The sequence below is a fragment of the Psychrobacter sp. K31L genome (assembly GCF_017942195.1).
Lineage (GTDB): Bacteria > Pseudomonadota > Gammaproteobacteria > Pseudomonadales > Moraxellaceae > Psychrobacter > Psychrobacter glaciei.
Map to the genome: position 1 here is coordinate 149,717 of NZ_JAGKSC010000003.1, position 25,943 is coordinate 175,659.

20 protein-coding genes are annotated in these 25,943 nt (G+C 44.4%); 8 read left to right on the forward strand and 12 right to left on the reverse strand.

Going from position 1 to position 25,943, the window contains the following annotated elements; translation table 11 throughout:
* Positions 1-4: 4 nt before the first annotated feature.
* Genes J5X94_RS06170 through J5X94_RS06180 form a run of 3 tightly spaced genes read right to left on the reverse strand, consistent with a single transcriptional unit; the run spans position 5 to position 3,672 of the window.
* Positions 5-793, reverse strand: coding sequence for a HesA/MoeB/ThiF family protein (locus tag J5X94_RS06170; RefSeq protein WP_416346170.1), 789 nt, complete (start codon positions 791-793; stop codon positions 5-7).
* 48 nt (positions 794-841) lie between these two features.
* On the reverse strand, positions 842-1,714 hold the full coding sequence (gene prmC, locus J5X94_RS06175) for a peptide chain release factor N(5)-glutamine methyltransferase (RefSeq protein WP_210540637.1): 873 nt from the start codon (positions 1,712-1,714) through the stop codon (positions 842-844).
* Positions 1,715-1,755: 41 nt separating this feature from the next.
* Positions 1,756-3,672 carry an AmpG family muropeptide MFS transporter gene (locus tag J5X94_RS06180; protein ID WP_210540638.1) on the reverse strand — a complete coding sequence of 639 codons (1,917 nt, stop codon included), beginning with the start codon at positions 3,670-3,672 and terminating at the stop codon, positions 1,756-1,758.
* 791 nt (positions 3,673-4,463) lie between these two features.
* Here J5X94_RS06180 and katG point away from each other — a divergent pair.
* From katG to J5X94_RS06200, 4 genes are all read left to right on the forward strand, one after another.
* Positions 4,464-6,647: a catalase/peroxidase HPI gene (gene katG, locus J5X94_RS06185; RefSeq protein WP_210540822.1), complete on the forward strand. Its 2,184-nt coding sequence runs from the start codon at positions 4,464-4,466 to the stop codon at positions 6,645-6,647.
* A 611-nt stretch (positions 6,648-7,258) separates the two neighbouring features.
* Complete coding sequence (locus tag J5X94_RS06190; protein ID WP_010201236.1) at positions 7,259-8,188, forward strand: LysR substrate-binding domain-containing protein; 930 nt, start codon at positions 7,259-7,261, stop codon at positions 8,186-8,188.
* 249 nt (positions 8,189-8,437) lie between these two features.
* Positions 8,438-9,457 carry an LLM class flavin-dependent oxidoreductase gene (locus J5X94_RS06195; RefSeq protein ID WP_210540639.1) on the forward strand — a complete coding sequence of 340 codons (1,020 nt, stop codon included), beginning with the start codon at positions 8,438-8,440 and terminating at the stop codon, positions 9,455-9,457.
* A gap of 30 nt (positions 9,458-9,487) precedes the next feature.
* Positions 9,488-9,634 carry a hypothetical protein gene (locus J5X94_RS06200; protein WP_189584903.1) on the forward strand — a complete coding sequence of 49 codons (147 nt, stop codon included), beginning with the start codon at positions 9,488-9,490 and terminating at the stop codon, positions 9,632-9,634.
* Between the two features lie 99 nt (positions 9,635-9,733).
* Here J5X94_RS06200 and J5X94_RS06205 read toward each other — a convergent pair whose 3' ends face one another.
* The 6 genes from J5X94_RS06205 to ispF all read right to left on the reverse strand — a co-directional run bounded on the left by J5X94_RS06205 (position 9,734) and on the right by ispF (position 15,983).
* Entirely contained in the window at positions 9,734-10,765 is a 1,032-nt protein-coding gene (locus J5X94_RS06205; protein WP_210540640.1) for an ornithine cyclodeaminase family protein, read from the reverse strand.
* Positions 10,766-10,832: 67 nt separating this feature from the next.
* Positions 10,833-11,792 (reverse strand): AEC family transporter, encoded by a 960-nt coding sequence (locus J5X94_RS06210; RefSeq protein WP_210540641.1) that lies wholly within the window; start codon positions 11,790-11,792, stop codon positions 10,833-10,835.
* Positions 11,793-12,015: 223 nt separating this feature from the next.
* Positions 12,016-13,911 carry a tRNA uridine-5-carboxymethylaminomethyl(34) synthesis enzyme MnmG gene (gene mnmG, locus J5X94_RS06215; RefSeq protein ID WP_210540642.1) on the reverse strand — a complete coding sequence of 632 codons (1,896 nt, stop codon included), beginning with the start codon at positions 13,909-13,911 and terminating at the stop codon, positions 12,016-12,018.
* 272 nt (positions 13,912-14,183) lie between these two features.
* Entirely contained in the window at positions 14,184-14,771 is a 588-nt protein-coding gene (locus J5X94_RS06220; protein ID WP_228293179.1) for a hypothetical protein, read from the reverse strand.
* A 201-nt stretch (positions 14,772-14,972) separates the two neighbouring features.
* Complete coding sequence (grxD, locus tag J5X94_RS06225) at positions 14,973-15,323, reverse strand: Grx4 family monothiol glutaredoxin (RefSeq protein ID WP_010201219.1); 351 nt, start codon at positions 15,321-15,323, stop codon at positions 14,973-14,975.
* 168 nt (positions 15,324-15,491) lie between these two features.
* Positions 15,492-15,983 (reverse strand): 2-C-methyl-D-erythritol 2,4-cyclodiphosphate synthase, encoded by a 492-nt coding sequence (ispF, locus tag J5X94_RS06230; RefSeq protein WP_194619872.1) that lies wholly within the window; start codon positions 15,981-15,983, stop codon positions 15,492-15,494.
* 277 nt (positions 15,984-16,260) lie between these two features.
* Between ispF and mnmA the strand changes: the two genes are divergently transcribed.
* The 3 genes from mnmA to J5X94_RS06245 all read left to right on the forward strand — a co-directional run bounded on the left by mnmA (position 16,261) and on the right by J5X94_RS06245 (position 19,559).
* On the forward strand, positions 16,261-17,478 hold the full coding sequence (gene mnmA / locus J5X94_RS06235; RefSeq protein WP_416346171.1) for a tRNA 2-thiouridine(34) synthase MnmA: 1,218 nt from the start codon (positions 16,261-16,263) through the stop codon (positions 17,476-17,478).
* 67 nt (positions 17,479-17,545) lie between these two features.
* Positions 17,546-18,937, forward strand: a complete 1,392-nt coding sequence (gene purB, locus J5X94_RS06240; protein WP_210540643.1) for an adenylosuccinate lyase — start codon at positions 17,546-17,548, stop codon at positions 18,935-18,937.
* On the forward strand, positions 18,924-19,559 hold the full coding sequence (locus tag J5X94_RS06245; protein WP_227669934.1) for a DUF2238 domain-containing protein: 636 nt from the start codon (positions 18,924-18,926) through the stop codon (positions 19,557-19,559). Before purB ends, J5X94_RS06245 begins: the two co-directional genes overlap by 14 nt.
* Before the next feature lie 25 nt (positions 19,560-19,584).
* Here the strand turns inward: J5X94_RS06245 and J5X94_RS06250 are convergent, their stop codons facing one another.
* Complete coding sequence (locus J5X94_RS06250) at positions 19,585-19,770, reverse strand: NF038104 family lipoprotein (protein WP_010201200.1); 186 nt, start codon at positions 19,768-19,770, stop codon at positions 19,585-19,587.
* Between the two features lie 167 nt (positions 19,771-19,937).
* On the opposite strand from J5X94_RS06250, the gene J5X94_RS06255 reads away from it, so the two are divergent.
* Entirely contained in the window at positions 19,938-21,110 is a 1,173-nt protein-coding gene (locus J5X94_RS06255) for a cupin domain-containing protein (protein ID WP_194619876.1), read from the forward strand.
* 141 nt (positions 21,111-21,251) lie between these two features.
* Here J5X94_RS06255 and J5X94_RS06260 read toward each other — a convergent pair whose 3' ends face one another.
* Both J5X94_RS06260 and putA read right to left on the reverse strand, forming a co-directional pair.
* Entirely contained in the window at positions 21,252-21,941 is a 690-nt protein-coding gene (locus tag J5X94_RS06260; RefSeq protein ID WP_194619878.1) for a 1-pyrroline-5-carboxylate dehydrogenase, read from the reverse strand.
* A gap of 11 nt (positions 21,942-21,952) precedes the next feature.
* Positions 21,953-25,228: a bifunctional proline dehydrogenase/L-glutamate gamma-semialdehyde dehydrogenase PutA gene (gene putA / locus J5X94_RS06265; RefSeq protein ID WP_210540825.1), complete on the reverse strand. Its 3,276-nt coding sequence runs from the start codon at positions 25,226-25,228 to the stop codon at positions 21,953-21,955.
* Positions 25,229-25,943 lie beyond the last annotated feature (715 nt).

The following is a 25,943-nucleotide window of genomic DNA, read 5'->3' on the forward strand; positions in this document are numbered from 1 at the left end:
ATTGCTAATGACTGCTACAAACAGGACATTGTGGATCTTGACGATATCCCATCAGCCGCTGCTGCATCTGACTACCATCCCATATGAGCAGCTTGTTTGTCAGTGGATTTTTGGTTAATCCCAAATATTGCAACGCGGCATTGGCTTGCAAATTGCCCATGACAGCAGTGGTACTCGCAAGCACACCAGAATTAGCACATGTACGTTCTTCAGCGGCTTCGTCGAGCACTACTGAGCCAAATACGCAGTGATAGCAGCCAGTGTCCAAATGTGGCTCAAACAGTGCTAGCTGACCTTGCATCGCAATCGCTGAGGCGGATAACAGCGGAATCTGATAGCGCACGCTGATACGATTGATAATATCACGCGTGGCAAAATTATCCGTACAGTCCAGTAGCAAGTCAGGCTTACCAGAGGCTATATCGAGCAATTCATAGGCATTGTCTTCATCTAACCGCGCCACTGTGCCGCGAGTCTTTATCAAAGGATTGATGCGCTCTAACATGGCTGCTGCGGTCAGTGCTTTGGGCTTACCGATATCGTCAGGTAAAAACAGCGTCTGGCGTTGTAAGTTGCTTGCCTCAATTTCATCATCATCGATCAGATGGACATGGCCTACTCCAGCACGTACCAATGTCTCAGACGCAGGGCAGCCTAGACCGCCTGCCCCTATCATCACCACGCGTGCTGACTTGAGTCGCAGCTGAGCATCCATATCCCAACCATTTAATAATACCTGCCGTGCATAACGGAGCAGCTCGTCATCTGATAGCTGTACCAGCGCTTCTACCATAGTCATTCAAAGCCTATAATCAAATAAGTTTACTAATAAAAAACCTGTCTACTGAACTTGCCCTAGCGTGACGCGATCATTACCACCATAGTCTTTTACGGTATGTACTGACTCAAACCCACTATCCAAAAACAACTGTCGAACAGCATCACCTTGATCATATCCATGCTCGATAGCCAATAATCCACCTGCGCATAGGTATGTCGTGGCATGGGAGACAATATGCTCGATATCAGCCAGACCTTGATTGGGCGCACTTAATGCGCTGATCGGTTCAGCTGTTAGATGGGCCAAATGCTCGTCTGTCTCGTCAATATAAGGAGGGTTTGACACGATGATATTAAACTGTGGCTCATCGAAAATAGGCAGTGCCTGATACCAACTGCTTTGAATAAATTCAACATTGGAAACATTATTGCTCACGGCATTATGCTGAGCCACTTTAAGCGCCTCTGACGATAAATCAACTGCCACAACTTGCGAATTAGCGTGCTTTAACTCATGAGCGAGACTGATCGCAATACAACCTGAACCTGTCCCCAAGTCTAGCAATCGCTTATTATCGAGTTGCGTTGGCTGAGCGTTTATCCAGTTTAATACCTGCTCGACCAATACTTCGGTATCAGGCCTAGGAATCAAAGTATGCTCGTTCACCTTAAAGTTAAGCGACCAAAACTCCTGCTGTCCAGTCAAGTACGCAAGCGGTATGCCTTGCTGCATTTTCACCACACCAGCATTGAACTGCGACATCTCTCTATCAGTTAGCTGATAATCTTCATCCATCATCAACGCTATCGCAGGCTTATCAATGACATACAGTAGCCAATCCGTAAACCAAAACGACGGTAGCTGATTATTTGACTCATCATTCGTCAATTGCTGTATGTGCTGCTTGATGTTACGAATGGTCGATACGGTCATAGATAACTCTTAAAATATGGTGGACGAAAATACTGCTTAGCTTACTCTGACGCGCGCGGTAATTCTTTGGTGTCGGTCAGGTTAGGATTGGTTTTGCTCAGCTTATCACCTATACCATTGCCACTGTTTTCATCATTATTGTCATCGCCATAAATATCATCGTTGTCACCAATGACGATATGTTTATCGACAAAGTAAATCAACACCAAGATTGGAATACCAATCGCAAAGGTAAAGATAAAGAAAAATGGATAACCCATATTATCGACGATGGCACCCGAATAGCCGCCCATCACTTTGGGTATCAGGGTCATGAGTGAGGAAAAAATTGCATACTGTACCGCGGTAAAACGAATGGATGTCAATGCCGATAAGAAGGCAATAAATACGGCGCTTGCAAGGCCCGCTGCCAAGTTATCAAAAATCACCGCCAAATACATGAATGGCAAACTGCCTGGATTGTACGTCAATAGCACAAACAGTAAGTTGGTCGCACAGGCTAAAATCGCGCCAATCATCATGGCATGCATCATACGGAAACGCTGAGCCAATAGCCCGCCTAAAAAACCACCTGCAATCGCCATGATCACACCGACCAGTTTTACGGCATTGGCGATGTCTGTTTTGCTAAAGCCCATATCTTGATAAAAGACGTTTGAGATAACCCCTGCCACGATATCTGAGATGCGGTATAGACCAATCAATAATAATAGTAATAGCGCTTTTTTGCCATAACGGCGAAAGAAATCTAAAATTGGCTCAACCCAAGTTGCCATGGCCACTTCTTTTTTGACCAGACCCACTTGTACCAATACATAGCCTGCCACCATCGCCGCACCTAAGCTCACGAGCAGATGCAAGGTTTCTACAAGGAAGCTGACAAACGCCCCTTCAAACACTGGCAGGACTTGTCCCATCACTATATAAGCGGCGATAAACGCAATCACTGAAAACACAAACAATGCTACTAATCTGACGTAGTCTTCACGAGTTTCAGCGACCAATGACGCTTTATTAATGATTTTGGGCTGGTTAATAATGAAGTAAAGTAGCAACAACGGTGCGCACGCGACCAATGCCAAAAAGTAAAACTTAATAGCTGGCATCAGCATTAGTGGTATCAACGCCACCGTGCTATCAAACACTGTATTGATCAAAATATTGATCAGGTAGATAACACCAAACAGCAAACCCGGTACGAGCAGTAAACCAGAGTACACAAGGAATATTTTTAAATTGCTTTTTTGCTTTTGGGTTTGTACCGTCTCAGCGGTTGGCTCATAGCTGGCAAACGTCGTTAGCACCCCTAATGTCATGACTCCTGCCATGATATAGTAAGTATTACGCCATGCCTCATAACTATAAAAAGTCTCATTTGAGCCGAAATAATCCGCCAAATACAAAGCGCCCGCCCCAGCCACGATCATACCGATACGATAGCCTGACACATAGATAGAAGACAAAATAGACTGCATAGAGGGCGGTGCCAGCTCGATACGATAAGCATCAATCACGATATCTTGTGTGGCAGAAGAGAAGCCAAGCAGCACGGCAGCGCCTGCCATATAGACCAGTACATCCTCACTGACAGGGTTCACTTTTGCCATCAAAATGATCGCCAACACAATGAGTAGCTGCGACACGACCATCCAGCTGCGGCGACGCCCAAGCCATTTTGTCAAAAACGGCACAGGGAGCGCATCAATCAATGGTGCCCAAATAAACTTGAACGAATAACCCAATGCTGCCCAACTAAACATGGTCACAACATTTCGGTCAATGCCTGCTTCTCGAAGCCATAATGATAAGCTTGAAAAAATAAGCAATATCGGAATACCCGCTGAAAAACCCAAAAACAACATAATAATGACACGGGGATCCAGATAAGCTTTAGCAGCCTCTCCCCAGGATTTTTTGACAAGTGCCTGATTGGGTGGCACAGATTTAACAGCAGACATAATAACTCACCGAAACTTGAGACAAAAAACACAACTGCGCACAATTTTTATCAATCATTTATAACAAAAATCCGCTATCAGCTGTCGCCAAAAAGGATTGATAAAAATTGCTCAGCGTTGCACAAAACGAGCATTACCACAAAATTCAATTATGGTACTTGAGAACGCCTACCTTGACTAGATATTTTTGCATTAACTTATTGATAGCATACGTCATGCGATGGCTTATATTTCTTGATAGTCACGCAAAAAATTGTATTGTCTCAGCAAGGTTACCTCAGCTCTCTTATTTCTTACTACATCCTCTTTTGAAAGATCTCTGACAATGACATTATTTATAGGTAATATAAAGGTAGCAATAAAATTGACGCAAGCTTGATTGGTTGGGCGTACTCTATAGGTTTAACTTTAACTGGCAATGATAAACACAAGCGTTAATAAAGATTTAAATAAACAAAACATCAAGCTTTTTATGATTGGTAATTTAAAATCTATAATCCTTATATATTAGTTTTATAAATATATAGAGCTTCGCTATGCTCTATGTATAAACAATGATTATCTCGATTAACTGTTTTTTCTTTTTATTATCACAACCTAGGAGTTATAACATGTCCGACTCAACCAATAACATAACTGACAAAAACACAGCGCAGGATACTGCCGGTTGTCCCGTAAACCACGGAGACAATAATGCACCAACTAACACGACCTATGATCAAGGTGATGATAAGGGACCGACGATTCATAGTGAAAACGTCGATCATACGCATGCACCGCAGCGACCTAGTATGGGCGGCTGTCCAGTTATGCATCAAGCACATACTACCACTGCCTCTGCTGCAACTGATTGGTGGCCAAACAGCCTAAACCTAGACATATTGCATCAGCAAGACAAAAAAACTGATCCAATGGGTGAAGAGTTTGATTATGCTGAAGCTTTTAAGCAGCTTGATTTAGAAGCTGTCAAAACTGATTTAAAAAACCTAATGACTGAGTCACAAGAATGGTGGCCAGCCGATTGGGGTCACTATGGTGGCTTGATGATTCGTATGGCATGGCATTCAGCTGGTACCTATCGCGGTGCTGATGGTCGCGGCGGCTCTAACACTGGTAACCAACGCTTTGCACCATTGAACAGCTGGCCTGATAACGTCAACCTTGATAAAGCCCGTCGTCTATTGTGGCCAATTAAGAAAAAATATGGCAATAAATTATCTTGGGCTGATTTGATGATTTTGGCAGGTAACATGGCTTATGAATCTATGGGCTTTAAAACCTTAGGTTTCGCTGGTGGCCGCGCTGATATCTGGCATCCAGAAAAAGACATCTACTGGGGTTCTGAGCGTGAATGGCTTGCTGCTACCGAAAACCGTTATGACAGCGATGAAGACCGTGCATCACTCGAAAACCCACTAGCAGCAGTGCAAATGGGCTTGATCTATGTGAACCCTGAAGGGGTCGATGGCAACCCTGACCCGCTCAAAACAGCGCAAGATATGCGTACCACCTTTGCTCGTATGTCGATGAATGATGAAGAAACTGTGGCTTTGACAGCTGGCGGACATACCGTTGGTAAATGTCATGGTAATGGTGATGCGACGATATTAGAAGATGAGCCAGAAGCTGCCGATGTCAAAGAACAAGGTCTAGGCTGGCGCAACCCTAAAGGCAATGGCAATGCAGGTGATACCGTCTCAAGTGGTATCGAAGGTGCATGGACGACCAATCCTACCCAATGGGATCATGGCTACTTTGAGTTACTCTTAAACCAAAACTGGGCGTTGACCAAAAGCCCAGCAGGCGCGTGGCAGTGGGAACCAACGGATATCAAAGAAGAAGATCGTCCGTTAGATGCTCATGATCCAAGCGTTCGTCGTAATCCAATCATGACCGATGCGGATATGGCCTTGATTAAAGATCCTGTCTATCTTGAGATTTCAGAGAAGTTCCATCAAAACCCTGAATATTTTGATGAAGTATTTGCCAAAGCATGGTTCAAGCTGACTCACCGTGATTTAGGTCCTAAAGCTCGCTACTTAGGTGCAGACGTGCCAATCGAAGACTTTGTATGGCAAGACCCTATTCCAACAGGAAATGCTGACCTAACTGCTGATGATATTGCGACGCTAAAATCACAAATATTAGACAGCGATCTGAGCCGCCGTGAGTTAATCATTACCGCTTGGGATAGTGCTCGCACATTCCGTGCTTCAGACTATCGCGGTGGTGCAAATGGTGCACGCATTCGTTTGGCTCCGCAAAAAGACTGGACAGGCAATGAGCCTGAGCAATTACAACGCGTGCTTGAGACATTGACACGCATTCAAGCTGGTTTTGACAAAGATGTCAGTTTGGCTGATCTTATTGTGTTGGCTGGTAATGCCGGTATCGAACAAGCAGCGAACGAGGCCGGCGTAGACGTTACTGTACCATTCAAAGCAGGCCGCGGTGATGCTGATGGTGACATGACCGACGCTGAATCTTTTGCAGATTTGGAGCCTTTACACGATGGTTATCGTAATTGGGTCAAGCGAGACTATGCGGTATCGCCTGAAGAGATGCTGCTTGATCGCACTCAACTAATGGGCTTGACCGCGCCTGAAATGGTGGTATTGGTTGGTGGTATGCGAGTTCTCGATACCAATCATGGTCAAAGCCAACATGGCGTCTTTACTGACCGTGCTGGCGTACTTACCAACGACTTCTTTGTCAACTTAACAGACATGAACCACACGTGGCACCCTGTAAAAACAGGTGATGATACTGCCGGTAACTATGAAGTACGCGAACGCAGTACTGGCAAGATAAAATGGCAAGCGAGCCGTGTGGACTTAGTGTTTGGTTCAAACTCTATACTACGCGCTTATGCTGAGCTATACGCGCAAGACGATAATTTAGAGAAGTTCGTTCGTGATTTCGTTCGTGCTTGGAACAAGGTCATGAATGCCGATCGTTTTGATATCGCTGACTAGCCTTTTGTACTTAGTCTGACGCTATTTATTAAGGTTGACGGTACGGATTAAATCCAAACTCTACAAACAGCTATCTTTTAAAAGGTGGCTGTTTTTTTGTTGAATAATGCGCTTTTATTGCAATTTCAAAACTAGGGCGTGTCATCATTTAGATTGTGAGGCTTAAAATGAGAAAAATTGCAGCCAAACAAGGAAGAAATTGCCGTAAATATGAACATATTGACAAGATTGCTGACGATGTTTGGCAAAATTTAGCCATTTTAAGACCACTAAATGTATCAATGTGCTAATTGATGACATGCCCTAGTTATAGTCACAATACCCTAAAAACGCTACGATACTGCTGATATTAATTTTTTGTAGCCTCTGTCGGCACAGGTACAGCAAGAAAGCAAAATTGATATCAGCAGTGCGTCATGTATCGATATTACTTTTCACTGACTATAGCAATTAGATTATAACTTCTATATTCCTAATTATTATTAATTCATAGCTATTTATTATATACAAGAATAATAGATTTGATTTACACTGGTCGCTTACGGCATATTTGTTCGTTTTTATTTCTATATACAAACAGGATTTGTATATTTATACAATAGGATTCAGTTATGGCAATCGACGTAGTGGTCAATCAGCGGCACTTGCAAATTCAACTCAAGCAGTTGGAGACGGTGTGGCATACGGTGATCAATGGCTATAACCTAAGTCAAGCGGCAACGGTACTGCACACCAGTCAGTCAAGCTTATCCAAGCATATCGCAGCGCTTGAAAACCAACTAAAAACTGAAGTGTTCGTGCGTCAAGGCAAGCGCTTGACCGGTCTGACGACCATGGGCACAGCGCTCATGCCGCATATCGAGTCCATCTTTGCTGAAATCCGTACGATTGAGAATCTAAGCCTCGATTTTAACAACCCCAATGTCGGTACCTTAACCATTGCTACCACCCATACGCAGGCGCGTTACGTGTTGCCGCAAGTGGTCAAAGAGTTTAAAGAACGCTTTCCTAAAGTGAATCTAATCTTGCAACAGGCGGATCCTGAGACCATCGCCCAGATGGTGATACGTGGGCAAGCTGACATCGGTATTGCAACCGAGTCGTTGCTCCATAATAACTATCTGCGCTGTTATCGCTATTATGACTGGACACATCGCGTTATCGTGCCAAGCGATCATGAGCTTGCCAGTTACGAATCTATTGATTTGCCGACCCTCGCCAGCTATCCAATTGTTACCTATCACGGTGGTTTTACCGGACGCGGTGCGATTGATAAAACATTTACAGATGCAGGTCTTGAGCCAGACATCGTTTTAGCAGCACTCGATGCCGATGTGATCAGCACTTATGTTGGTCTTGGTTTAGGGATTGGTATTATCGCAGAAATGGCTTTTGAGCCAAGTCACTATCAGAACTTAACAGCTATTCCAGTAGATCATTTTGGCCGCTTTACCAGTTGGATGGCCGTACGTGACGATGCCGAAATTCGCCAATATGGGCGCGCTTTTATGGAATTATGCCAAAAGCAGTTTAGCCAGTAGGCTCAGGCTCAGCACAGTAAATTCAGTTCCATAAGCTCAGCTAAAATGACATTTACTTAAAGAAGAAAAGGCATCGCTATCATCAAATAGCGATGCCTTTTTTTGTTATCCTTATTTACATCTGCCTTTATATCCATAATAACTACCCCATTATATGAAGTGACAAGCGTTCAATGGTTGCTATAAACAGCCTATATAAGACTGTCAGAACGACCATGAATGCTTTTAACTTTATAAAACAGGTGATCTATGAGTAATACCATTCCCTTATCTTTTTTAGACTTAGCCCCCGTTCCTGAAGGTCATACCATTGCTGAAGGTATCGCCCAGACGATTGAGACCGCACAGCTTGCAGAAAAAGTCGGCTTAAACCGTTATTGGATGGCAGAACATCACAACATGCCTGGCATTGCGAGTGCGGCGACCTCAGTACTACTAGCGCATATCGGCAGTCAAACCAAGCGCATACGTATCGGAGCTGGTGGTGTGATGCTTCCTAACCATGCTCCACTGGTGATTGCTGAGCAATTCGGGACGTTACAAGCGCTCTATGGCGACCGTATCGACTTAGGTTTAGGACGTGCTCCTGGTACAGATGGCGCGACTTTTCAGGCACTACGCCGTCAAATGCAAGATGCTGATCGTTTTCCACAAGATGTACAGGAATTAATGTACTTTTTAGGCAATACGACTGACAACAGTCCTGTCCAAGCATTCCCTGGCGCTAAATCAAATATTCCTATCTGGATATTAGGCTCATCGCTTTTTGGGGCGACATTGGCCGCACATTTAGGACTGCCTTACGTGTTCGCTTCCCACTTTGCACCGCAAATGCTTAGTCAGGCAATCTCTACTTATCGTGAACAGTTCAAGCCGTCAGCTTATTTAGACAAGCCATATGTGATGGTAGCAGCGAACTTACTCTTGGCTGATGACGATGCGACTGCCCATTATCACTTTACCTCAGCGCAGCAGAGCTTCGTACGCTTGCGCCGTGGTGAAACGGGTCAAATGCCAAAACCAACTTACGATATGGATAGCATCTGGAGTCAAGCCGAGAAAATGATGGTGGACAATGCGCTATCGATCTCGTTCATTGGCTCTGTTGAAACGGTCAAGCCCAAATTGGCTAAGTTCCTTGCCCAATATCAGCCAGATGAGTTGATTGTCACTGCAAACGTCTATGATCAAGCAGCACGTTTGCGTTCACTTGAACTTACACCTGAGCTAAACTTATTTACTTTACAATCGGCAGCCGCACTTGCATAATTATTCATAACTTTTAATGAGATTATGGTTATGGAACCGTCTGCCTTTATTGGTTCGTCAATATTTTTGTACATTATAGCGTTCATCGCTGTTATGGTCGTTGGTGGGTATTTAACGTATCGTACCAGTCCAAAACGCAAGCAGCGCCGTGAAGATAAACGCGATAGAGATAACTAAAGCTAATGTCAAAAGCCCCCTTTTCTTATTTGAAAAGGGGGCTTTTTTATTGCTGATTAAGGTATAGCACTTTTGCCAATTGTTCTGTGATAAACAGTATTACCAATCAACTGATGAGCCGATATTTTTTTGCACAGCCTGCTTGGCAATATACAGAGCGACTGCCGCATCGAAACTGGCGGCACCTACTGATTTAAATAGGGTGATGCCTTTTTTAGACTTAGTCATATCTTCTTTTAGCTCGCCTGTTACCAGTGCTTGTAAATCTCCACTAAGGTCATCCCATGTCCATGAGCAGTCAGAAGCATTATGCGCTTGAATCAAATCGCCAGCCTCGTGACGACTACCAGCCAAATCATCCACGACGACCGTATTGCTACCTGCTACCACATCATTGCTAATCTCTTTCATCGAGGGCTGATAAGCACCAACGGCATTGATATGTGCATCAGATTTAATTTGTTCGATGCCAAATAGACCTTCGGTTGCGCGAGTCGCTACGTTGATAATATCGGCATCACGGATAGCTTCACCGATCTCTTTGCAAACCTGAATCTCAACGTCCCACTGCGCATAATCACGAGCAAATTTAGTCTTAAATTGCTCAGCACCTTCATTGTTTCTGTTCCATAAATACACTTTTTTAATATCAGGGCGCACTGTCATTACAGCATGCAGCTGCTCATAAGCCATACCGCCACAACCGACAACCGCCACACTTTGGCAATCAGACTTTGCCATGTATTTGGTTGCTATACCTGATAAGGCGGCCGTACGCACTTGCGTAATATAGATGCCATCCATAATCGCTAATATCTCACCTGTATCATTGTTGGAGACAGTGATGATAGCGGTGGTCGTTGGCATATTACGACTGGGATTATCAGGGCAAATGGTGACTAGCTTCACCGTGGTGTACTCTTGGTCACCATCATAAATAGTCGCTGGCATTGATAAATGCGAGCCTGAGCTGTGACTCTTATCTTCACTAAAGGTCTCAATAACCAAGCGCTCAGGTGCTTTAACCCAATTAGGATGTGCTGCTTGCTGAGTTAATAAGGTTTCAATCGCCTCAATCGCAGCTTGCATATTGAGATGTTCGGTCACTACCGCTTGATTTAATAATTGCATTGACATGGCTCCTCTTTGGATTTTTATTATTGAACTCGTCTCTTATCTTATCATGTTAAAACGGGTGCTACATCAGCCCCAATGCACGCAACGTTGCCGCGCCAATCGCCATTCCAAACATGCCTACGACGGTGGTAAAAGCTAAGATATTCGCCGCTAACACATCATTGCCACCCATGGCTTTTGCCATCACGTAGCTGGCGGCAGCTGTGGGTGAGGCTGCCATCAAAAACAATACACCCATATGCACACCTGATAGACCAAAACCCAATCCAATAGCGATGGCGATCAATGGCGCAATGACAATACGACCGATACTGGCCTGCATGGACAACCCAGAAGGGTGCAGCATTGACTTCAAATCAATACTGGCACCGGCGCAAATCAAGGCTAACGGCAATGCCACCGCGGCGAGTAAATCACCAGTCGTATGAATCACACCTGTAATAGGTGGTAGCGGTAATGCCTTATAAGCAAATGCCGCTACTAATGCGATGATCAATGGGTTGGTAAACAGCTTTTTGACAATCATGGTACTGCGACTAACCCACGTATCATCCATGCTTTTAGACACGCGACTGAGGGTTATAACCGCTAAGATATTAAACAATATCGTGACCACACCCATATAGACTGCGCCGATACTTAAGCCCCGCTCCCCATAGGCATTAGCCACCGTTGCCAGTCCAATAATGGCCATATTGCTCCGAAATATGCCTTGTACAAACACCCCTTGGTCAGCTGGTTTGCTCACAAAATATTTGGCGTAAATCTCTGCACCAATAAACAAAATAAATGTCACCAAAATACCAGCCACTATCAGCGTGATTTGTTTGCTGTAATCGACATCACTATCGACAACGCTAAAAAAAAGCAAACACGGCAAACAGTAATTAAAGACAAAGCTCGATGCTTGGTCAATAAACGTTTGGCTTGCCTCACCACGTCTTTGCATAAAAAAACCCAACCACATCAAGGCAAGGTTGGGCAGGACAATAGTAATGGCAAAGACAATAGCATCAATCATAAATAGGCTCAATTCGATGACAAGCCCATCATAATATGGACATCAACGAGATAAATTAACAAGTAATAATGAAACTCTCTGACCCAGTATAGAGACAAAGTAGCCTGTAAAACAAGGTTGTGTCGTTTTCTTTTAATGGCAACTGTATTTTTGACAAATAAAAACCCGTGATAACGTATTATCACGGGTTTTTTTGTACTCTATATGCGTGATTGTGCTAAGTTTAAGAGCCCAAAGCCGCTTTCGCTTTTTTGTGTTTTTTGACCGTCATTGCCAAGAGCTGTATGGCAGCAGGCGTAACGCCGCTCACACGTCCAGCTTGAGCCAACGTGGCAGGACGGACTTGCGTAAGTTTCTGTACTATCTCGTTTGATAGACCTGACACCACACTATAATCAAAGTCTAACGGCAAAGCTGTATTTTCTAGACGCTTCATTTGATCGATGTCTTCTTGCTGACGATCGATATAACCTGCGTATTTGACAGAAATCTCTATCTGCTCACCCACCTGTGTGTCGACTTTTGAGTCTGTAATAGCAGCTATATCAGCAAAGTGAATCTGCGGACGCTTAAGCAAATCAAAGGCTGTCGATTCTTTAGAGAGCACTTCACCAGTTTGCTCAGTGACTTGTTTACCTAGCGCATTAGAAGGTGTTGCCCACATGTCTTTTAGACGTGAAGTCTCTGTCGTAATCGCTTCCATTTTTTCTTGATAAGCCTGCCAGCGCACATCATCTACCAAGCCAAGCTTACGACCCGTCTCAGTTAAGCGTTGATCTGCATTGTCTTCACGTAGCAGTAGGCGATATTCTGCGCGGCTCGTGAACATGCGATATGGCTCAGTCGTTCCATGGGTAATCAAATCATCGACAAGCACACCAAGATACGCTTCATCGCGGCGCGGTGTCCACGTCTCAAACTCACTATTATTAGTGGTGACGAGTGCCGCATTAGTACCTGCTAGTAGACCCTGCACGCCCGCTTCTTCGTAGCCAGTCGTTCCGTTGATTTGACCAGCAAAGTATAAACGATCAATAGACTTGGTCTCAAGCGTTGGCTTCAAGTTTTGCGGATCAAAATAATCATATTCAATCGCATAACCTGGACGGGTAATATGCGCATTTTCTAACCCTTTCATACTATGAATAAAGTCTAACTGCACATCAAACGGCAAACTGGTTGAGATACCGTTTGGATATAGCTCGTGCGTGGTCAGACCTTCTGGCTCGATAAATATCTGATGGCTGTCTTTATCCGCAAAACGATGGATTTTGTCTTCAATCGATGGGCAATAACGTGGACCAACCCCTTCGATTTTGCCAGAGAACATCGGTGAGCGGTCTAAATTCTCACGGATGATGTCATGAGTGCGCGCATTGGTATGCGTGATATAGCAGTTGACCTGCTCAGGATGCATGGATACATCACCCATATAGCTCATCACTGGCAACGGTGTATCACCCGGCTGTACCGTCATCACACTAAAGTCAACGCTACGTGCATCGATACGTGCGGGCGTGCCTGTCTTTAAGCGACCAACGGGTAATTTTAATTCACGTAAACGATCAGCCAGCTTGATAGACGGTTGATCTCCTGCGCGTCCACCCTTTGAGTTTTCAAGTCCGATGTGAATAACACCGCCTAAGAAGGTGCCTGAAGTCAAAACCACTGTTTCAGTCTTAAAGATAATGCCTGTCGAGCTGACAACCGCCGTTGCGCGACCATTTTCTACCAAAATATCATCAGCACCTTGCTGAAATAAATCCAGGTTAGGCTGGTTCTCTAATGTATGACGGATAGAGGCTTTATAAAGAATACGATCCGCTTGCGCACGTGTCGCGCGTACGGCAGCACCTTTACGGCTGTTCAATACGCGAAACTGAATACCCGCTTTATCAGTTGCTAGCGCCATGGCACCGCCCAACGCATCAATCTCACGTACCAAGTGTGATTTACCAATTCCACCAATCGCTGGATTACAGCTCATCTGCCCCAACGTCTCAATATTATGCGTCAACAGCAAGGTCTGCGCGCCCATACGTGCGGCTGCCAAGGCAGCTTCCGTACCGGCATGACCGCCACCGATAACTACCACGTCGTAATGTTTTGGATATTGCATGCATGCCTCGCTTGAATGACGATATTTCTGGCGACAAGTTATGGATTATTGACCATAACTTGTCGCGTGATAAATAGGCGTCAATCGTATTTTAAGAACGGATAAGGTAAATCGCTAAAGACCTTTAGAAAAAAAAGGAGCTTAATAGATAACCCATCATTATAACAATTTTTTGATGCTTAAAAAACGTTACTGCAAAAACTATTGAAATTAAGCTTTCGCAGTACCCTTTAACCCATGAGCACTTTCTCGCAAATGCTAAATTATCATGATTACTTCAGGTCTAAGCTGTTACCAGGACTCAGCGGTACAATACGATCTGCCTGACCACTACCCAGCATATGATGGCTACCATAACCCTCTGGATTGATCTGTAAATATGCATTCATCAAACCAATGGCATCACCATCGTCACTGGCTAAAATCTGTTCTTTAATCATATCTACTGGCGGCAATGGTAAGTTCTTAAGTAGTGCCAAGCGCTGATCGTTATCCCCTTTATTGACAACCAGCTCAATAAGCTGGCGCGCGTCAATCGGTAGATCTGGCGTGTTTTGTGCCAGCAAAGCTAAATGGTAAGCACCTGCCGTATCTTGATCAGCGACAATGCGCTGTTCGATAGCAATATACGTCGCTTCTGTCGCGCCGCCTGCCACACTAAGCTGATGAATACATTTGAGTGCTGAATTTGGCTCGTTACCTGCAATTTCTGTAATGCGCGTCGATTCACTTTTTAAGTAGTCACGGCGCTTTTCAATCGCAGCTTGCTCGGCGGCTTCTTGCTGCTTATCTTTTTGGTCATTTTCTTGATCAGCCGCTTGTGGTTCAGTGAGTTCATTATTATTTAATTTAGTATTCATAAGGCTCTCTTATTATGTAAACTGGGTTTATCTTGAACACTATATGGGGTTAAAACCTATAAAAACAATCAATTGCATAGACAATAAAAAACCCGAGCAGCCAGTCCAATCTGTTAAGAGAGGCTACTCGGATTCGCTGTGCGTCATTATTATGCGACGATTATTTAGACATTAATACAGTCCAATAAAAGCGCTTAAATATTAGGCAGCAGGGCTGTTTGCTTCAACCAACGGCTTAAGCTCACCTGATTGATACATCTGCAAAATGATATCTGATCCGCCCATCAACTCGCCATCAATCCATAACTGCGGGAACGTTGGCCAATTGGCAACTTTTGGCAACGTTGCACGGATTTCTGGGTTTTCTAAAATATTTACAAAGGCAAACGGACGACCGATCTGAGTAAGAACCTCAATCGATTTAGCAGAAAAGCCACATTGTGGAAATTGCGGCGTGCCTTTCATGTATAAGATAACTTTATTATCTTTGATTTGATCACGGATCAATTGTTCAACATCGTTTGCAGCAGTATTTGGGGTTTGTTCACTCATAAAAGCTCCTATTGATAAAGCGGTTCATTAAAACGGTTATTTATATAACAAAATAATTATATGAAGATATGGGGCAATCGCCATAGTATTACAAGCAAAATCTACATATCGGTTCAGCCAATCATTCTTTTAGTCAATCGCTCTCTAGCTAGGTTCGATGACGTTAGGTTAGATGGCAGGAACTAATAATACCACGGCATTAGCCATGATGCCTTCTTGCCGACCGGTAAAGCCTAGTTTTTCAGTGGTGGTAGCCTTAACGCTGATATTTCCAATATCAGTATGTAAATCACTGGCGATGTTGTCACGCATGGCTTGACTGTGCGGCGCCAGCTTTGGACGTTCGCACATTACGGTGATATCAGCATTGCCTAGCCGATACCCTGCTTCTTGTACTTTACCATAGACATAACGTAGCAAAACTCGTGAATCCAAGCCTGCATGCGCCGCATCGGTATCAGGGAAATGCTGACCGATATCACCAAGTGCCAGTGCACCAAGCAGCGCATCCGCGAGGGCGTGTAGCACTACATCTCCATCAGAATGCGCCAGCAAACTGTGAGTATGCTCAATGGGCACACCTGCTAATATGACATATTGCTGCTGCTGACCATTATTATGAAAAGCATGAACGTCAATACCTTGACCAATTTTTATCATTATTGTTCCAAATTGAGCGTGATTAAAATAATTGAAAACCACTATCTGAATTTTTAAAGCTATTTTCTGACGGTAAGACCGCTTAGCTCGCCACCAGTTTTAATTAACTGGTATAATATGACGCTTATTTTATCATAATACCCAGTCTAAGAGATAAGTCCAAAAGATAAGCTGAGATTATCAAATCGCTAAGCCTGTTACCCTAGGGGTTACATTAATTTCAGTAGTCGTTCAAATTTGGATAAGGTATAAAAAGTTGAGCCGCTCTATGTCAGTCATGCCAAATACTTCAAGCATACCCGTTTCTGATTCTTTTAACGCCCAGCGTACTTTAACGCTTGCCGATATCGATAATCCTAGCAGCAAGCATGTGATTGTCGGTATGTCAGGCGGGGTCGACTCTTCCGTATCGGCCGTCTTGCTTCAGCAAGCAGGCTTTAAGGTCGAGGGTCTGTTTATGAAAAACTGGGAAGAAGATGACGGTACGGAATACTGTACAGCGATGGACGATTTGGCCGACGCGCAAGCGGTATGCGATAAAATAGGTATGAAGCTGCACACTGCCAATTTTGCCATGGAATATTGGGATCGGGTTTTTGAGCATTTTTTAGCGGAATATAAAGCTGGACGCACTCCCAATCCTGATATTTTATGTAATAAAGAGATTAAGTTTAAGGCGTTCTTAGACTATGCTTTGACGCTTGGTGCCGACTACATCGCTACTGGTCACTATACGCGCCGCAGTATGAATTATACCAATGCCGATGGTGATGAGGTCGCTCAGCTATTACGCGGCTTGGATAATAACAAAGACCAAAGTTACTTCTTACATGCGGTTGGTGGCGATAAAATTGCCAAGACGTTATTTCCAGTTGGCGAGCTCGAAAAACCTGTCGTACGTCAGATTGCAGAAGAGCATGATTTGGCGACTGCCAAAAAGAAAGACTCTACAGGTATCTGCTTCATCGGTGAGCGCCGTTTTAAGGACTTTTTACAACAATACCTGCCTGCCCAAAAAGGTGATATCGTGACTGACGATGGGCATACCATCGGTACTCATGATGGCTTAATGTATTACACCTTAGGACAACGTGGCGGCATCGGTATTGGCGGCGTGAAAGATCGTCCTGAAGAGCCTTGGTTTGTATTGGCAAAAGACCTAGACAAAAACCGTTTGATCGTTGGTCAAGGGCACGAACATCCAATGATGCTCAGTAATGAGCTAACCGCTTATAAAATGGATTGGGTTGATGGTCTACCACCTGCGGAAGTTTTTACCACAGAGGGTTTACTCTGTATGGCAAAAGCACGCTACCGCCAGCCAGATCAAGCCTGTCATGTATTTGCTATTGATGATAAAGGTTTAGAGGTAAAAGTGGTGTTTGACGAGCCACAACGCGCAGTCACTCCGGGTCAGTCAGCCGTTTTTTATATTGATGAGGTTTGTTTAGGCGGTGGCGTGATTGCGTCAATTGATGCGCCTTGCGGATTTTAAGCATATTTTTTCTTGTATTTTAATATTTTTTAACTTCGTTCACTTTCATAACCAATGAGGCATGACCATGACTCCACTTACCGCACTCTCCCCGATTGATGGCCGTTACGCATCAAAAGCTGACAGTTTACGTCCTTATTTGTCTGAATTCGGTCTAATCAAAGCTCGCGTCACCGTTGAGATTCGTTGGTTGCAGTCATTGGCTGACAACAGCGCAATTGGTGAATTAGCAGCATTTGATGACCAGACCAATGCTTTTTTGAATGCAATCGTTGATGACTTTAGTGAAGCAGATGCCCAAGCCATTAAAGACATTGAAGCCACGACCAATCATGATGTAAAAGCCGTTGAGTACTTCATCAAAGACAAATTCCGTGGTCAGGACGCCTTGGTTGATTCTCTTGAGTTCATCCACTTTGCCTGTACCAGTGAGGATATCAACAACTTATCGTATGCATTGATGCTGAAAGACAGCCGTGAGATTGTAGTTGCTAAGATGCAACAAGTGACCGATAGCATCGTTGATTTGGCTATTACTCATGCAGACCAGCCGATGCTGTCACGTACCCATGGTCAAACAGCTAGCCCCACGACCCTTGGTAAAGAAATGGCAAACGTGGCCTACCGCCTAGCGCGCCAAATCAAGCAAATCAACCAAGTAGAATTATTGGGTAAAATCAATGGCGCTGTCGGTAACTATAATGCGCACTTCTCAGCTTATCCTGATGTTGATTGGCAAACGCATGCTGAGCAATTTATTAATGAGCGTTTAGAGCTAGCCTTTAATCCTTACACCACGCAAATTGAGCCGCATGATTACATCGCTGAGTTGTTTGATGTAGTAAGACGCTTCAATACCATTTTGATCGATTTTAACCGTGATATTTGGCAATATATCAGCTTAGGCTATTTCAAACAGCGTCTAAAAGACGGCGAAGTGGGTTCTTCTACCATGCCGCATAAAGTCAACCCGATTGATTTTGAAAACTCAGAAGGCAACTTGGGCGTTGCGAATGCGATGTTGGCACATTTGGGCGAAAAACTGCCTATCTCACGTATGCAACGCGATTTATCAGATTCAACCGTACTGCGTAATATCGGTGTTGGTTTGGCGCAAAGTATGATTGCTTTTGACGCTTGCTTGAAAGGCGTTGGTAAACTTGAATTGAATGCACAGCGTTTGAATGACGACTTAAACAATGCACAAGAAGTATTGGCTGAGCCGATTCAAACCGTGATGCGTCGCTACCGTGTGGAAAACCCATATGAGAAGCTTAAAGCATTGACCCGTGGGAACGCCATGACTCGCGAAGCCATGCTAACGTTTGTTGAAAGTGATGAGTTGTCTGCCGTTAGCGATGCGGATAAAGCACGCCTACGTGACATGACACCAGCGACTTATATTGGTAATGCTACTGAGCAAGCCCTTACCATTAAAGATTGGATTGCAAAACTTTAAATCAGTAGCTGTCAGTACCATTGCGGTATTCATCGTAATGGTGCTGGCAAGTATTGAGCCTCTAGAATGGTCAAGCTACCTACTACATCAGTTGGGTACCTTGATTTTTTTAGGGTTGATGCTGTTCTCATATCGCTACTGGCATATTAGCTCATGCTCCTATGTCCTCGCTTCGATGTTCCTATTCGTTCATATTATAGGCGCACGTTATCTATATTCATATGTGCCCTATGATGATTGGACACAGCTCATATTTGGTGTCAGCTTAAACGATTTGTTTGGTTGGCAGCGTAATATGTATGACAGGCTCGTACATTTTAGCTATGGGCTTTTGCTATTCAGTGCGATGGTTGAGAGCTCAAAATTTATTTTTAAGATATCATCCATCAAACTTTTGATGGCCATTGCACTCATGATTAATATGTCATCAAGCCTGCTTTACGAGCTATTAGAATGGGGAATTGCAGCGACTTTATCGCCAGAAGCGGCAGAGGCTTACAATGGTCAGCAAGGTGATAGTTGGGATGCCCACAAAGACATGGCGTTAGCACTACTCGGTGGGCTGATTGCTGCGGTGATTACTCTATTTCAAATTCGTCACGATAATGTCGTGATCAAGTAGCCAGAAACAACAGCCAAATAATAAACTAATCATCTTTTTTGTCGTCATCACTGTCGCCCGGTATGATGGCTTTACCTACAGCGACGGTACCTTTAACCACACCTTTAGTGGTTTTATAAGCGATTTTAGCTGGTACGGTTACTATCTTGTGTACACAGGCTTGTAGTAAAAAAATACTAGCGATAATGACGATAAAATGTAATTTTTTCATAAACTTCCTACGATTGATGGGGTGCTCTGATATTGACCATTAACAAGTAGCAATTAACGTCAATAAGACTGGTTATCAGATAAGCGATAATCATAAACTATTAGAACCTTCCTATAAAGCACTCCTCACGATTAATCTTATACCCATTTTCAGATATGGACTTATCAATGACCTCAATTCCCCTTTGTTTGCCCGACGCCATTACTCCTGAGCAATTTTTGAGCGAGTATTGGCAAAAAAAACCATTGCTTATCAAGCAAGGTTTACCACAACTTATTGGCATGTTTGAACCTGACGACATGCTTGGTCTAGCCCTTGAAGAAGACGCCAGCGCGCGTCTGCTGACCCAAGCAGCCAGTAAAAAAGAAGGTCAAGCGCAATGGCAACTCAAAAAAAGCCCACTGGTTGAGGCTGATTTTGACAACTTGCCCGATCAATGGACCGTGCTGGTACAGAATATGGAACAGTGGTCACCAGAACTTGGTCAATTGTGGCAAGCCTTTGACTTTATTCCGCAATGGCAACGTGATGACATCATGGTTTCCTATGCGCCAAAAGGTGGTTCAGTCGGCAAACATTATGACGATTATGATGTATTTTTAGCGCAAGGATTTGGGTCTAGACGTTGGCAGCTGGGTAAATTCTGTGATAAAAATACTGAGTTCGTCGCTGATGAGCCGATTCGATTGTTTGATGATATGGGCGAGATTATATTTGATGAAATACTAGAAGCCGGTGACGTGCTTTATGTGCCGCCTAAGTTATCTCACTTTGGTGTCGCACAAGATGATTGCCTGACTTTCTCTTTTGGCTGTCGTCGTCCAAATTTAATGCAAATCATCGATAGCTTGGCTGATATCGCTACCAACGATAGCGACTTATTTGTCCCAATGCTGTTGCCACAAGCGCTGCAAGCATCAGGTGAATTGCAAGCAGATAGTATCAATGCCATCAAAGATCAGCTATTACAAATGCTACAGTCTGAGCGTGGTGATGATATCATTCGCCAAGCAGTGTCTGAAGTCGTCAGCAAGCGCCAGTATGATGCACTGATGCCAGAAGAGACGTTAGACACCGATGAGTTGATACAAGCTCTAGCAGAAGGTGCCACGTTGCAAGCGGACTATAGCAATCGTCTACTCTATAGCCAGACTAGTGAGGGCACTACGCTATATGCAAATGGTCAGCGCATTGACGGGCTTGACGAGGCAGCAGGCGCTGTATTGGTGCGTTTGGCTAATGGCGAACACCTAAATAGCCAAGATGTGACGGATATTGATGCAGATGATTTGAGCGAATGGCTAGAGAACGGCTGGGTGTGGATCGACGCGGCTGAATAACTTTGCACAAAATTGCACGTAATTTGCTTATCTAGACATGAGAAAACCGATACCTGATTGATTCAGATATCGGTTTTTTATTCATATTACTTTTTAAGTTAGAGTCTTTATTGTGACATCAGACATTACTTAAATCCTTGGCTAAGTACCAAGCTCAAGCAAGCTCGCATTACCACCAATAGCAGTGGTATTAATCGTTCTTACCCGCTCGGTGACAAAGCGATGAAGGTAATCAGGCGTTAGCATTTCTGACATGCCTTCCATATCAGTCACAGCAATTACTTGCGTCAAAATACCATCTGTATTGGCAAGCTCTTGACTGATTGTCTGTATTTCGCTGTTATTACCTGCAACAGCAACTTGCGCGAGACGGTCAATGTATAACAGCGTGATCGTTTGCGAATCATTAGCCACACTCAATACATCATCGCTAATGCCAGTTTCATAGAGTACTTTTGCTGCTTCATCACACATCTCAGCCTGACTAGGACAATGCAATATCACTTCATTGCCCGTCAATAATGCAGCGATTAGCTGTCCAAGTACTGCCATTGCACGCGCAGACTCACCGCCGATAACCATCGTCTTACCACGACCAGTGACATATAAGTCGTTGGACTCACCCGTTGCACCCGTCATACGCTGTACTTCATCCAGACTGGGCGCGGCGCTCAATAAATGATGGAATAGACGCTTTGCCTTGTTGACATCACCAGTCAGCAGCGCCAGTTTTGGGATGGCTGCTTGTAGATACGTTGCACGATTGACTGCGCCAAGTAATCGCCAAGCTTCACAAACCTGGGCATGATTTTTTTTAAATTCAGTCGCCATGTTGCTGCTCCTTATGCGATTTCTGGTTGAGTAAGTGATTCAGTTTTAGTATTGGTAGCAGTGTTTTTCTCAGTAGCACTTGTTTGCTCAGTAGCGACTGACTCAGAGCTTAGCTGCATGAGACGGGCGACGTAATGTGGACCACCCGCTTTTGGACCCGTACCCGATAGACCACAGCCACCGAACGGTTGGACGTTTACGACCGCACCGATTTGGTTACGGTTAACATAGGTATTACCGACAAAGGCACGACGTTCAATATGCTCAACAATATTTTCAATACGGCTGTGAATACCTAGCGTTAAGCCAAAGCCAGTAGCATTGATAGCATCGATAAGCTTGTTTAAATCACGGGCTTGATAACGTAGCACATGTAATATCGGGCCGAAATGCTCACCACCAATCACGTCGATACTTTTGACTTCAATCGCGGTTGGTAACACAAAGGTAGACTGCTCTTGACTCACAACCGAGCTGGCACTCATCGGTGTCTGCGCCAAGATATTCGCCGTTGGCTCAGCGACCATACGTTCGATATGCGCCTCAAGACCTTGCTTGGCATCATTATCAATGACTGGGCCGACATCGGTAGCTGCATACAGCGGGTTACCCACGACTAGCTCAGCCATATTGCCTTGCAGTAGCTCAATCAACTCATCAGCCACTTCTTCTTGTACACATAGTATGCGACAAGCTGAACAACGCTGACCTGCCGAGCCAAAGGCAGACAGTACGGCATCTCTGACCACTTGTTCAGGCAAGGCTGTCGAATCGACAATCATGGCGTTCTGACCACCTGTCTCAGCGATAAACACAGGCAACTCCCCGCTGGCTTGCGCATGATCATTTAGACTTTGATTGATACGTTGCGCGGTTTGGGTCGAACCAGTAAAGATGACACCAGATAAATTGTCAGCGGCGGTTAATGCCCCACCCACTTCACCTGCTCCAGTGACAAACTGTAGCGCCTCGACTGGCACCCCAGCTTGATACATCAGCTGCGCACCGAAATGCGCGATCAAACTGGTTTGCTCAGCAGGTTTCGCGACAACGGTATTACCCGCGGCGAGTGCTGCCACAATCTGACCGGTATAAATAGCCAATGGGAAGTTCCAAGGGCTAATGCATACAAAGGTGCCGCGCGCTTTATACACTTGGCGCGACTGCTTGCCAGATAGGTCGGTAAACTCATGCGCTTTTGCGTCTAAGCGTTCCGCTTCATCCGCATAAAAACGGCAGAAATCAACGGCTTCTTTGATCTCATCAATACTGTCTTGCATGGTCTTGCCAGCTTCAACTTGGCACAATGCCATCAGTTCAGCATAGTTTTCTTCGTAGAGGTCAGCGGTTTTGCGCAATATTTCCGCACGTTTCGCCGCTGGCACTGTCTGCCACGCGCTTTGTCCGGCTACTGCGGCATCAATGGCTTGACGCGCCAAGTCTGCATTGGCGTATTGTACGTCGCCTGCGATAACTTCATGATTCCACGGCGCACGCACTGTATGACTATCAAGCTTTTGAGCTTTACCATCCACTGAAGAGTCATGAATTGCTTGCCCATTGATGATAGGCGACGCTGACCATGTCTTTGTTAAATGACTGTCAATCGCGGCTTTGAATAATAGCCACTGCGACTCTACAAATATATTGGGACCAAAGCTGGCACGGCGATCGCCATAAATCTCTAAAGGCAACGGAATCTCTGGATTGTTTAACGTATCATTCGCTACTAGCTTGTCATACGGATGCACCGTCAGCTTATCAATCGGATAAGACTTATCTAACAACTGATGCACAAATGAGCTATTCGCACCATTTTCGAGTAAACGACGTACTAGATATGGCAGTAAGTCTTTGTGCGCACCAACTGGGGCATAAATACGAACAGGGATCTTGTATGTTTGTAAGATATGGTCATAAAGCGCATCACCCATGCCATGCAAACGCTGAAATTCAAAATCTCTATGCGCACTCATGGTCATCACTGATGCCAAAGTATGAGCATTATGGGTCGCAAATTGTGGCCAAATAAGTCCGCGCAGATGCTCAGACAACAAAAAGCGCGCACAGGCTAAATAAGCGGTGTCCGTGCCTTCTTTACGCGTCCAAACGGGATATCCTGACAAGCCTTTTTGTTGAGCAAGTTTAATCTCTGTATCCCAATAAGCGCCCTTAACCAAGCGTAACGGGATACGATCGCCAACTTCTTTTGCCAAGCGTGCAAGCCAAGCAAAAATAGCAATGGCGCGCTTAGAGTAACCTTGCACCACTATGCCCAATCCATCCCAACCAGCGGTTAGCGAATCACGATAGAGCGACTCAAACAGCTTTAGAGATATCTCAAGGCGATCGGCTTCTTCGGCATCGATGCTCAAATCCACATCCACTTCGCGTGCTGCTTCGATCAGCAATAAGCAACGCTGACGCAATAATCCCAACACCTGAGCTTCTTGCGTGGCTTCATAGCGTGGATGCAGTGCAGACAGCTTGATAGAAACAGACGGCTTTGGCATACCCTCTTGAACTTTGACATTGGCAGTCGCTTTGATCGCATGCAAATAGTCATTAAAGTATTTTTCAGCGTCTCTATGGGTAATCGCCGCTTCACCCAGCATATCGAACGAATAGGTATAGCCTTTATTACGATACGGCTGACTGTTTTTGTTGGCGTCTTCAATCGTCTCACCAAGGACAAACTGATGCCCCATAATACGCATGGCTTTTTGCATCGCCGCCCGAATCATTGGCTCGCCCATTCTTTTGGTCATTCGATCCAAAAACCCTGAGGCAGTCGTGCCGTTGTCGATACTGACGACACGGCCGGTCATCATCATGCCCCACGTCGAGGCATTGACCATAAAACCATTATCATCTTTTAAATGCTTTTTCCAATCTGCCACACTCATTTTGTCACGAATTAGCGCATCAGCTGTATAGTTGTCTGGCACCCGAATCAAGGCTTCAGCCAGACTCATCAGCAAAATGCCTTCTTGCGTATCAAGGCTGTATTCAAGTAATAATGAATCGACCATTTTGATCGCTTTGCCATCATTACGCACATACTCAACCAGCTGGCGCGTCTGGTCACTCGCAGCTTCACGCTCTTCGTCACTCGGTTTGGCAAGTGGCAATAAGTCAGACAACCAGCGCTGCTCATCAACACTATATAACGGTGAGATGCGTGCATACAGCTCATCTGCAGACAGGTCAATATAGTCTGGCGATAGCATATCGACAGGATTAAATAAAATCGGCTCTTTCGGGGTAAACTGCTCTACTGGGTTCATACCAACTCCATCACTATCGTCTAAAAACCATGATAAATGGTCCATGAGGAAAACTGAGCGCTCTGGTTCACTGTCTATAACCCTACCATATTTAATAGGAATTATTGACTGTAACTCACAGCAATAATCAAAAGACCAAACGGCGCCATCGTAAAACGAGCAAATCCAGCATAAGCTGGAAACGTTTAAGTAGGTCGTTCGAGTGTTAAACGGGCTACGTTAACAATATAAAGGCAACAACGAACAGTTAAGCGGCATTAGTGCCTTCTTCTTGTTAGTAGTGAAAGGAGTTCGATTAATGGTTCAAGGCTGAATATCATTAGGACAATAATCTATCGATTATCATGCTAATAAGCCAAAATTTACCATCTTATATGACGCTAATTCACTGTAAGAAAAACCTCTACGGCGTTGATTGAGGTGATGCGCTTAACCTGGCTATGGTATCATGAAAAAAAATTTCAAACTAACGATATTTAGGATTTAAGACAATAAATATCTACTTTAAAAACAATTAGTTATAACCATCATAACGGCAATGACGCTTTAGTTATAATTTTTTGTTTACTATTGGTCATTAATTGTTTTGTAGAGCATAGAATTTCGGTTAGTTATCGCAAGGCACTTTATTTGAAACACAAAAAAAACCCTCCTTATTAATCCATAATAAAGAGGGTCAGAATATACGTAATGCTAGTATAGTTAGCTACATGAT